General features: G+C 57.0%; 9 protein-coding genes. 8 read left to right on the forward strand and 1 reads right to left on the reverse strand.

Annotation, left to right across the window (positions count from 1 at the left end):
* Positions 1-90: 90 nt before the first annotated feature.
* Positions 91-2,316, reverse strand: a complete 2,226-nt coding sequence (locus ACZK08_RS18395; RefSeq protein WP_065181484.1) for a polysaccharide biosynthesis tyrosine autokinase — start codon at positions 2,314-2,316, stop codon at positions 91-93.
* 436 nt (positions 2,317-2,752) lie between these two features.
* On the opposite strand from ACZK08_RS18395, the gene ACZK08_RS18400 reads away from it, so the two are divergent.
* The 8 genes from ACZK08_RS18400 (at position 2,753) to ACZK08_RS18435 (ending at position 11,419) form a co-directional block, all read left to right on the forward strand.
* Positions 2,753-3,919: a nucleotide sugar dehydrogenase gene (locus ACZK08_RS18400; protein WP_065181483.1), complete on the forward strand. Its 1,167-nt coding sequence runs from the start codon at positions 2,753-2,755 to the stop codon at positions 3,917-3,919.
* A 104-nt stretch (positions 3,920-4,023) separates the two neighbouring features.
* On the forward strand, positions 4,024-4,998 hold the full coding sequence (locus ACZK08_RS18405) for a nitroreductase family protein (protein ID WP_081284358.1): 975 nt from the start codon (positions 4,024-4,026) through the stop codon (positions 4,996-4,998).
* The gene (locus ACZK08_RS18410) at positions 4,995-6,113 is read left to right on the forward strand and encodes a polysaccharide pyruvyl transferase family protein (RefSeq protein WP_065181482.1); all 1,119 of its coding nucleotides are present in this window, start codon (positions 4,995-4,997) and stop codon (positions 6,111-6,113) included. Before ACZK08_RS18405 ends, ACZK08_RS18410 begins: the two co-directional genes overlap by 4 nt.
* Positions 6,110-7,546, forward strand: coding sequence for an oligosaccharide flippase family protein (locus tag ACZK08_RS18415; RefSeq protein WP_065181481.1), 1,437 nt, complete (start codon positions 6,110-6,112; stop codon positions 7,544-7,546). The genes ACZK08_RS18410 and ACZK08_RS18415 overlap by 4 nt, the downstream gene beginning before the upstream one ends.
* Complete coding sequence (locus tag ACZK08_RS18420; RefSeq protein WP_196768729.1) at positions 7,536-8,441, forward strand: glycosyltransferase family 8 protein; 906 nt, start codon at positions 7,536-7,538, stop codon at positions 8,439-8,441. The genes ACZK08_RS18415 and ACZK08_RS18420 overlap by 11 nt, the downstream gene beginning before the upstream one ends.
* Positions 8,442-8,462: 21 nt before the next feature.
* Positions 8,463-9,263: a WecB/TagA/CpsF family glycosyltransferase gene (locus ACZK08_RS18425; protein WP_065181479.1), complete on the forward strand. Its 801-nt coding sequence runs from the start codon at positions 8,463-8,465 to the stop codon at positions 9,261-9,263.
* A gap of 63 nt (positions 9,264-9,326) precedes the next feature.
* Positions 9,327-10,268 carry a glycosyltransferase family 2 protein gene (locus ACZK08_RS18430; protein ID WP_065181478.1) on the forward strand — a complete coding sequence of 314 codons (942 nt, stop codon included), beginning with the start codon at positions 9,327-9,329 and terminating at the stop codon, positions 10,266-10,268.
* Positions 10,265-11,419: a hypothetical protein gene (locus ACZK08_RS18435; protein ID WP_065181477.1), complete on the forward strand. Its 1,155-nt coding sequence runs from the start codon at positions 10,265-10,267 to the stop codon at positions 11,417-11,419. The genes ACZK08_RS18430 and ACZK08_RS18435 overlap by 4 nt, the downstream gene beginning before the upstream one ends.
* The last annotated feature ends 67 nt before the right edge of the window (positions 11,420-11,486 follow it).

Below are 11,486 nucleotides of genomic sequence, written 5' to 3' on the forward strand. Positions count from 1 at the left end.
GTGAATGGTGCCCGGAGCATCCTCGCCCACGAAACACACAGAGGGCCGACACCTTGCCGTCGGCTTCCTCATCCCTCCGATGGCAGGGAATTACTCCTTGCCGTCGGTTTTGTATTCATAGTAGCCATAGCTGTAGTAGCCAGTGGCACGCTTCTCGACGGCGTTGAAGATTGCACCCTTGATCTGCACGCCGTTCTGCTCAAAGCGCTGCAGTGTCAGTTCGATCTCCTTGGCCTGATTCACGCCAAAGCGGGTTACCAGCAGACTCGAGCCGGCATGGGTCGCCACCAGCGCCGGATCGGTGACGGCCAGGATTGGCGGCGTATCAACGATCACCAGGTCGTACTTGTTCGACATGTCCTGCAGGAGCTGCGCGAAGCGTGGGTGCATCAGCAGCTCGGCCGGGTTCGGTGGAATGTTGCCACGCACCATGTAGTGCATGCTTTCCAAGCCGGATACCGGGTGGATCACGTCTTCAACGCTGAGCTTGCCGCCCAGCACGTCCGACAAACCGTTCTGATGCGACACGCCGAGAATGTTATGGAGCGTGCCTTTGCGCATGTCGGCATCGATCACCAGCACACGCTGCCCTGCCTGCGCGATTACTGCCGCCAAGTTGGCCGAAACGAAGGTCTTGCCCACCCCAGGACGTGGACCCGAGATGGTCAGGATGTTGTTCTTCGCTTCCAGCATGGCGAAATGCAGGCTGGTACGAAGGCTGCGTAGCGCTTCCACCGTCGGATCAGCGGGAGCTGAAACGGCCAGCAGATGCTGGCGACCATCGGCGATTACGCGCGTTCCGTGCTTGCCCTTGCGCAGCTTTGGCAGCGTGCTGGACGCACTGAGCGGGATGGCCGCGTAGACCGGCAAGCCCATGGCCTCGATGTCGGCTGGGTCTTCGATGCCGGGGTTGAGCATACGCTGGAGGAAGACAAAGGCGGTGGACAGGAAAGCGCCCAGCAGCGTAGCAATAGCAATGATCAGGGCCTTACGCGGCTTCACCGGATTGGTTGTATCAACTACGGCCGGATCCACGATGCGCACGTTGCCGACCGTGCCTGCGCGGGCGACATCCAATTGCTGCGCCTGGTTCAACAGCGCGGTGTAAAGCTCATTGCTCACCTGCAGGTCGCGGGTCAAGCGCAGCAACTCCTGTTGCGTATCCGGCAGGCTACTTACCTGGCGCTGGAAGCCGGACTTCCGGCTCTCAAGTTCGCTGATCTGGCGCAGCAGTGCACGGTAGGCGGGGTGCTCTCGCGTGAAACTCCGATCCATCTCGGCCTGCTTCAAGCGCAGCTGCTGGATGCTGCCCTCCACAGCCACTTCCTGATCCAGGAGACCTTTGGTCTGCATGGTGATGTCAACGGAATTGGCGCGTGACTGGTAGTTGGTCATCGCCTGCTGAGCTTCTTCCACCTGCTTGCGCACGATGGGGAGTTGCTCCTTCACAAACTGAAGCTGTGCCGCCGCTTCTGCAGACCCACGATCAACGTTCTGACGCACATAGGCCTGGGCAACACGCTGAACAACAGATTCGGCCAGTTCGGGATCTTCGTTCTCGAATGTAACTTTGAGGATGCCCGAGTCCTTGCCCTGCTCGGCGGCAACCACAGCCTGTTGCAGGCCAGAAATCACATCCAGGCGACGGAGCTTGATGACCCTGAAGCGTGTACCAGGCGATGCACGCAGTTGCGCCACCTCAATGGTCACTCCCCCCCCCTGGGCACTTTCTCCCGCCTTCCCCTTGAGCAAGACGCGGCCGTCGTCATCTTCCAGGACGAACGCGCCATCCGTGGCAGCACGCAGCACCAGCTCCCGATTGATCAGAGCTTCAGGGACGTCGAGCCGCTGGACGTCAAGCAATTCTCCGCCCCATCCGTAACTCTCTGCACCAAACTTGGCAGGTGCTACTTCACCCGACTTCTCGGGCATGAAGCGGCGCGCAAAATAGTCGCCCAGCAAAGGAAACCGGTACGGAGCCACGCTGATATCCAGACGCAGGTCATCCACGGCCTTGCCGATCACGCTACGTGAGGTGAGCAGCGCAACTTCGGTGGTTGCTGCCGGGCTCGCACCTGTCACGCCGATCGAAGTGAGCTCGGAAAGCCCGGGGATGCCGGGCATCTTGGACTCCACCTGCACCATCGATTGGGCCTGGTAGACCGGAGTGGCGAGCAGTGCATACAACGTCCCCACCACGAAGAAGAGCCCCGTGACCGCCGCAATCAACCACTTCCGGTCGAGAATCGTGCCAAGGATCTCTCGGAGATCGATCTCATCGTCCTTGATTGCTCGGGCTTCCGTCTGTCTTGTCATCGCTTCCACTTCAAAATGAGGAGACGCAGTGGCGCGGCCACGATTCACTGCTCGATCAAAGGCTTGGGTGTTCAGGGTGACCGCAAAATCTAGCCAGCGCATCAGTGTACTAGATTGCCAGGCACAGCGAAGCCTTGGCCCGAAGGGAGCGGGGCGACAACCACACCCTGCGCAACAAAGTCAAGTGCAATTGACTAACCACCTGGGCGCCAGCGGGCCTTCTCGGTCCAGCGATAGGCCAGCTTCGCTGTAGTACGATTCAATCTTCGCTTTGGGCTGCACGCGTTGTGCAACCCCAAAATGAACGCCCCTATACATAAATGAACAAGGACCTTGGAATGACCGACGCCGAGGGGCGCGACGGCCACACCGCGTCTACCCTGCCTCCCCCAGTTGGCACGACTGACGTAGTGCAACGCCAGAGAAGGATGCTGAAGTGAAGATTGCCGTTGCCGGAACAGGCTACGTTGGCCTGTCCAACGCTGTGCTCTTGGCGCAACACCATGAAGTTGTCGCGTTAGATATCGATGCAGGCCGTGTCGAGCTCATCAACTCCCGCCGGTCCCCGATCGAAGACCGGGAGATCGAAGATTTTCTGGCGAACAAGCCTCTGAAACTGAGCGCGACTCTTGACCGAGAGGTCGCCTACAAAGACGCACGCTTCGTCATTATCGCAACTCCGACCGATTACGATCCAGACAGCAATTGCTTCAACACGTCTTCGGTCGAGTCCGTCATCCAGGATGTCGTTGCCACGAATCCGAATGCGATAATGGTCATCAAGTCGACTGTGCCGGTAGGATGCACGGCCGCCCTGAAGGCCCGCTTCAGAACCGATAACATTATCTTTTCCCCCGAATTTCTGCGGGAAGGAAAAGCACTGTATGACAACCTTCATCCAAGCCGCATCATCGTGGGCGAACGCTCAGCGCGTGCAACCGAGTTCGCAGAACTGCTGAAAGAGGGCGCCATCCGCAAGGAGATCGCCACCTTGTTTACCGATGCCACCGAGGCGGAGGCCATTAAGCTTTTCGCCAATACTTACCTGGCCATGCGTGTCGCCTATTTCAATGAGCTGGACACTTATGCCAGCTCCCGCGGCCTTGATACCCGCCAGATCATCGAAGGGGTCAGCCTCGATCAGCGCATCGGCAATCATTACAACAACCCATCGTTCGGGTATGGCGGCTATTGCCTACCGAAGGACACGAAGCAGTTGCTGGCCAATTACAGCGACGTGCCTCAGAACCTGATTCACGCCATTGTCGAATCAAATCGCACGCGCAAGGATTTCATTGCCGATGCCATCATTCGACAAGCCCCGAAGACTGTTGGTATCTACAGACTTGTCATGAAGGCCGGATCTGACAACTTCCGCGCCTCAGCCATTCAAGGCGTCATGAAGCGAATCAAGGCGAAAGGAATTGAAGTCATAGTCTACGAACCATCACTCCGCGATGGAGAATTCTACCGCTCCCGCGTTGTCAACGACCTGCCTGAGTTCAAGCGCAAGGCTGATGTAATTGTAGCCAACCGAGTTTCTGGCGAACTTCAGGATGTCGCGAAGAAAGTCTACACGCGCGACCTTTTCGGTTCGGACTGAATTGTAATCGCCAATGCCACTCTCACCCCCAAGGCCGCGGATTCCTGGTGACGCGCGATGCTGCGTGAAAACCACCCTCATTCCGCCATCGGCACGACAGCCATATGAAAAAGCTAACTGAATTTATAAAAGTGGCCTATGGCTACGCGAAAGTCTACTCGTATGACATCTACCGTTTCGTCAGATTCAGCGGCACCCTGAGAACGCGCACGCATCCGGCCACGCGTGGCGCCCTCATGACCAAGTACTACCATATGGTGGAGAAAGGTCTAGCGTTGCCTCAGCCGCGGCCAGGATTCGGCGCCGAGATGACCAAGGATCTTGGCGATCAAATGGAGCGGGCCATGCGGGATGGCATCTGCGCACATGAAGTGCAACTGTCCGCAGACGCCCTTGATACTTACATGGCTTTCAACGCGGAGATGGGTACACCTTCGCCTTCGCACGTAACGCAGTCGGTCGTCAGCGCTCGCAATGCAGGATTTGCGCCCTCCGGCTCGGCTCTCAAGCATATGAAAGTGCGGCAGCAAGACTCTGAGATCCATCTAGCCTTCCTGCGCAGCCGCAGCTCAGTGCGCGGCTTCGGCGATGGAGCCGTGCCACAAGAGGTGTTGTTGAAGGCAGCTCAGGCGGCCCAGTTTGCGCCGTGCGTGTGCAATCGCCAGGCTGGCCGACTCTATTTTCTTACGACCGAAGAGCAGAAGCGAAAGGCACTGAGCTATCAGAAGGGAAATCGCGGCTTCGGAGACACTGCCGCCGTCATTGCAATCGTGACAGTGGATATCGCCGAGATGCTTGAACCGACTGAGCGCTACCAACACTGGATCGATGGCGGCCTGTTCGCGCAGAACTTCCTGCTCGGCATTCACGCGCAGGGATACGGAGCGTGCCCGCTTAACTGGTCTGCGCCCATCACGCGGGACATCGGGATCCGCAAGTTGGGATATATCCCGGACTCGGAGAGCATCATCATGATGGTTGCCATCGGGCCACTCAAGGACGAGTACAGCGTGGCTCGATCAGAGCGTCGACCATTGGCGGACATTGCTCACTTCCCGGACTTGGAGCACAAGCAATGAACGTGCTGCTTCTGACCTATTCATTCAATTACAACTATGGCGGCCTGCTGCAGGCATACGCGACTGCGCAATACCTGAGCAGTATCGGCCATGAAGTTGTCGTACCCACGGCTCACCCCGCCCATATGGTGGGGAACACCTCGTTCTGGCGAGGAATGGGGCTGAAGGGCGGGAATCCGCTCAAGGCCGTCCTGAGGCGCTTTCGGCAGGCCAAGCGATACCGACGTTTTGACGCCTTTCGTTCAAGGCTTCCGCTGGCTCCGCAACTGTCCTCCAAAGAGGCCATCAATGCCGCCTTGGCGCGCTTCGACGTGATCCTTACCGGGAGCGACCAGACCTTCAATACGAAGTTCATGCCCAAGTACGATTCGTACTTCTTCCAAGGCTTTCACCACGGCGGTCCACGCAAGGTAAGTTACGCTTCCTGCTTCGGTACGCGCGAGCAGAAGCCCGAGATAATCACAAGGGCTGCGCCGGATCTGAAGAATTTCGACGCGCTTGCAGTTCGCAATGAGGTGAGCCGACAGATCATCGCCGACTTGATCGGCATTGAGTCGACAGTTGTCGTCGACCCGACGCTCCTCCATGACTTCAACGAGCTGAAGTCCGATGGGGAAGGTGCTGCCGCATCCGGTCGATACATCATGGTCTATGCATTGGACACCGCAAACTTCCCCATTGCTGAACGCATCATTGGCCAGCTGAAGGAGTCCGACCCCAATCTGGAGGTTCATTTTGTCAACGGCGAGAAGAACTTTGACAAACCTGCGTGGGCGTCGCATCTGATAAATGACTATGGCCCCCTGGAGTTCCTGCGTTCGATCCAGAACTCGGCGTATGTGGTGACCGATTCCTTCCACGGGGTCATCTTCACCCAGAAGTTCGACCGTCCCTGCATCGCCTATTCCTCAGGCTGGCGCTCCGAGAGGATCGTCAGCATGATGCGAGATTTCAATGCCTCTGATCTGTTGGTGCTGGAGAATGATCCCAACGTTGTGAGGGCAGCGGTCACTCGGGTTGTCCGCGATGGCGCGCGCCTGAGCATCAGCGACGATCTGGAGAGTAAAATCCTGCGCTCGAAGCGATACCTCAACGAAGCATTGGGCAACCCGTGAATCTGAGCCAAGTAGGCAAAAAGGGGTTTGCCCACCTGCTGGTCATTGTGCTGACGAGCAGGGCGTCTGCGTTCATTGCCCAATGGGTGATGGGCATCTTCCTGTTTCCGGAAGACTTCGGACTGATTGCAATCATCTCCATCGTCTATCTCCTGGCGTCCGGATTCAAGGAAGTCGGGCTCTATCAGATACTGCAGGAGCATCGTGACGATTTTGAATCCCAAGCACCAAGCCTCACAGCCTCTGCGCAGATACTGAATCTGAGCGGCGTTGCGCTGTTGCTTGTGGCGGCGCCAATCATGGCTGAGCACTACCACGATCCGCGGCTTCTTTGGATCACGGTAGTGCTCGCGCTCACCATGCCGTTCAACATCGCCGCACTCCCATACAAGGCCAGATCGGCGATCGCGTTCAACTTCAAGCGTATTTCCCGAGTTGAATCGGTATCGGCACTGGCCAGCAACCTCAGCATGGCCGGGCTCGCCGCAGCTGGCGCGGGAATCTACAGCTTTGTCGCGTCCCAAGTGATTTTGGCGCTCGTCACATTTCTCATGTACCGCTGGGGCCAACCGCGCATTGCAAGCCCCTTATGGCCGGGCGCAAGCAGGCTTCGAGCGTTCTTCAAACGCTGCAAGTGGTTGATTGTTTCCTCCTATCTCAACAACGTTGCTACACGAGGCGAGTACCTCGTGCTGTCTCTGATCCTGAGCAAAGCGGCTCTCGGGCTGTTCTACTTTTCCTATCAGTTGATGGCAGCAGCGGTGCAGTTGATCGGAATGGCGCTGAATCATCTCCTCTTGCCGCTCTTCTCCGCGATCAGAAACGACGCGGCTAGAGTTCGCTCAGGGCTGCACAAGGCCGGCCACGCGCTTTCGCTGATGTCAGGGGCCTTGTGCCTTTCCCTGTTGGTGTGGTTCCCATTCGTCATTCGTCATGTCTGGAGCGGAAAGTGGGATGCCGCGATTTCTCTTACTCTGATAGTGACGGCCGCTGTCCCACCGCGACTGCTGTCTTCGCCACTTGGCTCTTCCGCACTCGAAGCGATGGCGCGTTACCGTGAGCGAGGAATATTGTCGCTGGTCGATGCATTGACCTTGATTGTCTTTGTCTGGATCGGCGGCCAATTCTTCGGCGTGGAAGGCGCGTGTGTCGCAATGGCGGCCCAACGGCTGAGTGCAGGAATGCTGTTCTATTTCGCCGCCGCCAGCGCCTGCGGACTGCGCACCCGCATGGCCTTCTATCAGCTCATGAAGAACCAGGCACCCTACCTGGCCTGCGTGGCGGCGCTGTCCGGATACGTTTTCCTGATCATTGGCTACAACGGTTTCATTCACCTCGGCTTTGTTCACACCCTGGCCGTCTACGCTGCACTGATGGTGGCGTATGTGGTCATGAACCATAAACGCATCGCTGAATATGTCCTTGAACGCTGACAAACAGATTCCCCACGAGCCGCAGCGCTACTGCTTCTGCGCGGATGGGCGCTATGTGGACTTCATAGTCCCTGCCGTAGAATCAATCGCGAAGAGCTGCGCGTCGGGCACCAAGTTCTCGGTTGATATCATCGTGGACAAGGAACCAAAGGCTGGCGTTCTGGGTGCACTCAAAGCACTATGCTCCGGTGATGTGACCGTCCATGTCATTGATCCCGCTCAGTTCGGCGACCTACTGGAAGTGACGCACATTTCCAGAGGCATGTATTACCGGCTATTGATTCCAGAACTGCTCGACGCGGATAAGGTCCTGTACCTCGACTGCGACGTTCTTGTAAGACACAGTCTTAGCGACCTGTTCAACATCGACCTGGAAGGTGTTCTGGCGGGGGCGGTCATCAATCCCTTCTATGATGGAAGTCGATTGGGGCTGGCGGACGGTGATCGTTATTTCAATTCCGGCGTCTTGCTCCTGAACTGCGCAGAATGGCGTGCTGATGGCACCAAGGACAAAGTTCTGGCGTATCTACGCGCCAACACGGACTTGCTGAGGATGCCGGACCAGGACGCATTGAATGCCGTGCTCAGGGGACGGTGGCGCGAGCTTGATCCCACGTACAACTGCCAGGTATCAATGCTGCTCAGGCACAAGGAACTGGCTGGAGAGCTCGCACCTGGCTGGTCCATGTCATTCCTCGAGTCACCGGCGATCATGCACTTCTCCTCGGCACACAAGCAGTGGCATTCCAGCAATCGGATCGTCTTTTCGAAGGAGTACCGACAGCTGCGCACGCACATCATGGAGCCGCGCCGCGGCCCGTTCCTGGACTTCGTCATAGGCCGGATCAGGCAAGCGAAGTTCGCCATCGGGCAATCCAATCCCTACTTCTACTAATCAGTTCGACGAAAGGCGGCAATGGCAACCAGCATCCCGGCACCGACAGTTCCCCTGAAGCGGCCCACGTTCGATACCGTGCGGTTTGGCGACTTCAACATCATTTGCGCGTCACGGCAGGACCTGGTGGACATGGCGCTTTACGACTGCGCGCATCGATCGCGCCCTGCGCAGCTGGTGTTCGATGCTAATGGCCACGCATTGTCATTGGCACGCACCGATCGCAGATTTGGCTCACTTGTACAGGAGGCCGACATCATTCATGCCGATGGAGGATTTCTGGTGTCCCTGTCCAAGCGATTGAAGCTCAATGCCATCCCTGAGCGCAGTGCCACAACTGACATGCTCCACGATTTTTCGAGGGCATTCGAGAATACCGGCTTTGGGTTCTATCTTCTGGGATCCGAGGAGCGCGTCAATTCATCATGCACCAGCATTCTGCAAGAGCAGTACAAGGGCATGAAGATTTCTGGCCGTCGCAATGGGTTCTTCACCCCGGACGAAGAACAGGAAGTTGTCGACGCAATCAACGCTTCCGGCGCGGATATCCTCTGGGTCGGCCTGGGGAAGCCCAAGGAGCAGGAATTCTGCGTTCGTTGGCGCGACAAACTGAAGCCGCGATGGATCATCACCTGCGGAGGGTGCTTCAACTACGTGACCGGTGACTATCCTCGCGCTCCTGCCTGGATGCAACGCAACAACCTGGAGTGGGTTCATCGCTTGGCCACGCGACCGAAGGAGTTGTTCGTCCGATATGCCGTTACAACGCCTCACTCGCTGTGGATCGCGCTGACAGATCATTCCAAGCTGGCTTCAAAATAGTCGCACGGCAGTTCTGCTTTCTCCACTTCCCATGGCTCGGGTAGCAGCCGATGAGAGACACGCATGTCCCCCTTCTTTTCGATTGTGATTCCCACCTACAATCGCTCATCAACCATTCTCCCGACGCTGCTTTCGGTTCAGGGTCAGACGTTCTCCGATTTCGAATGCATCATCGTCGATGATGGATCAAAGGATGTCGACGCGCTGACCAGGTTGGTAGACCAGCTTGCGGATCGGCGTTTCCGTGTAATACAGCGGCCCAACGGGGGAGGGGGGGCCGCGCGCAATACGGGAATCGAGGCCGCAGTCGGACTTTACATCGCATTTCTTGATTCCGACGACTTCTTTGTACCCGAGAAGTTGGAGCTCTTCCACGCGTATCTGCGTCGGTCGCCCTATCCGGCGCTTTATTCTTACGCCAAGGTGGACCGTGGAGTTCCCGAGCGCATGTGGATACGTCCCGACCGCCCGATCCGGGAGGATGAGTCGATGGCCAGCTATCTGTTCATCGCAAATCAGTTCGTGCAGACCTCAACGATCGTCATGGACAGCAGCCTCGCGAAGCGGATCAAGTTCAATCCTGAGCTTCGCAAGGGTCAAGACCTTGATTTCTGCCTCAGAGTGGACGTGGATGGGACCAAGTTCCGCATGCTGGAGCAACCCTTGATCGTCTGGACGGACATCAGCGAGGTAGGACGTACGTCGCGCCATGCGGGATCAGCGGCACCTGCCCAGTGGTTGAACCAGCACGCCCATATGATGACACCGGCGGAGATCATCGGATATCGAGCTACAGTGCTCTCCTATTATCAGCCCAAGCATCGTTTCCTGGTTGTCCTGAAGGATCTGGTACAAAGTGTGACTGTCGCGAAAGTGCCGCCCAAGGTGGCGCTCCGTCATTGGTTGCGATTCATGCTACCAAGATCGCTTTACCGCTCTATTGTCTCTGTCGCCATTCGCTCTCTGAAGCAGAAGGGCCCAAGCAGCAGTGAATTCCAAGAATGAGTATTTCCAGCGCATTCACCATCAAACGCCGGCCGTATCCAATTTCGCTACTCTACCTTGGAACGATTCTCATCGTGACAACAGCGTGGCTACCTCGACTGTCCGGCGTGACGGTTGGCGAGCCCATGCTGGACTTGGTTTTCGCGGCATCGTCTGCTGCCCTGCTGTGGGTGTATGGCGCACGTAAGGATCGGCTCTTTGCTCAGCAGCTCTTCTGGATTGGCTACCTTGTCGCCGGTGCGGCGCTTGCCGTTGGCTTGCGGAATACAAATCCGTTGGACTTTGCGCAGGCGTACAAATTCGTCTGGTACTTGATCCTGCTCGCACCGTTCGCGTGGGCACCTGGCCCCATGAAATCGGAAGATTTCAGGCGACTGCTGAACCTTTGCCTTTTCATGTTCTTCAGTGTCTATCTAGCAAAGCGGGTCATCGGAATTGATCGGCCCGTTCTGATGACAGAGAACAACTTCGAAATCATCTTCTTGTCACTCGTCTACTTCAGCGCCCATGTTTCAGGTGTAAAGATCAGCGGATTGCAGACTGGCACACTGCTGGCCGTGGTCATCCTCTCCGGATCTCGCTCCGCTGCAATCGCTGCCGCCTTGGCCGTTCTGTTCGCGTTCGACTTCAGGTCCCGTAACTCTGCAAAAGTCGTCGGCGGAATGATCGCCGGCACCGCAGCAGTCGTGTTTGCATTCCTGATTTTCGAGAATCGCTCACAAGGTGGAATCGAGTCGATCGATAGATTTCGGTTTCTGATGATGTTCCTTGAGTCGATAAGAGACTGGGACACAACGGACTATCTACTTGGTGCCGATAGGATTTCTCCACTTCCCGCGCACGTGTGCTCGTCACTCTCCTACTATCAATCGCTCTTCAGTTTTAGCGGCAACGGGAGTTGCTATTCCGTCATCCTGCATAGCTTTAATATGCGGGTGATCTACGATCATGGCCTTGCAGTAACCGCCCTGACGTTCATCTACCTCATCGGTGTGATGAAGAACGCCAAACGCCATCAGCGGCTCTGCGTCATTCTCATCGTTCTGGCAAGTGGCCTTTCCGTATCGGCCCTCAACAATGTGTATACAACACTGGGCATTGCGCTTGTATGCCTGGCAGCCGGCGCTGCGAAGAACGAAAGATGTGAATGATTCCGCCCCCGACGGAGCGAAAGCTCGACGGCTCACGCAGCAGCTCTCCTAGAACACCCAGTTGGCG

The sequence above is a fragment of the Stenotrophomonas sp. 112478_Sma genome (genome assembly GCF_056479905.1).

What these genes read in the sequence shown, in the direction of transcription:
- ACZK08_RS18410 (WP_065181482.1), top strand. Translation starts at nt 4,995, where the DNA reads ATGAACGTGCTGCTTCTGACCTATTCATTCAATTACAACTATGGCGGC.
- ACZK08_RS18425 (WP_065181479.1), top strand. Translation starts at nt 8,463, where the DNA reads ATGGCAACCAGCATCCCGGCACCGACAGTTCCCCTGAAGCGGCCCACG.
- ACZK08_RS18395 (WP_065181484.1), bottom strand. Translation starts at nt 2,316, where the DNA reads ATGACAAGACAGACGGAAGCCCGAGCAATCAAGGACGATGAGATCGAT.
- ACZK08_RS18430 (WP_065181478.1), top strand. Translation starts at nt 9,327, where the DNA reads ATGTCCCCCTTCTTTTCGATTGTGATTCCCACCTACAATCGCTCATCA.
- ACZK08_RS18435 (WP_065181477.1), top strand. Translation starts at nt 10,265, where the DNA reads ATGAGTATTTCCAGCGCATTCACCATCAAACGCCGGCCGTATCCAATT.
- ACZK08_RS18405 (WP_081284358.1), top strand. Translation starts at nt 4,024, where the DNA reads ATGAAAAAGCTAACTGAATTTATAAAAGTGGCCTATGGCTACGCGAAA.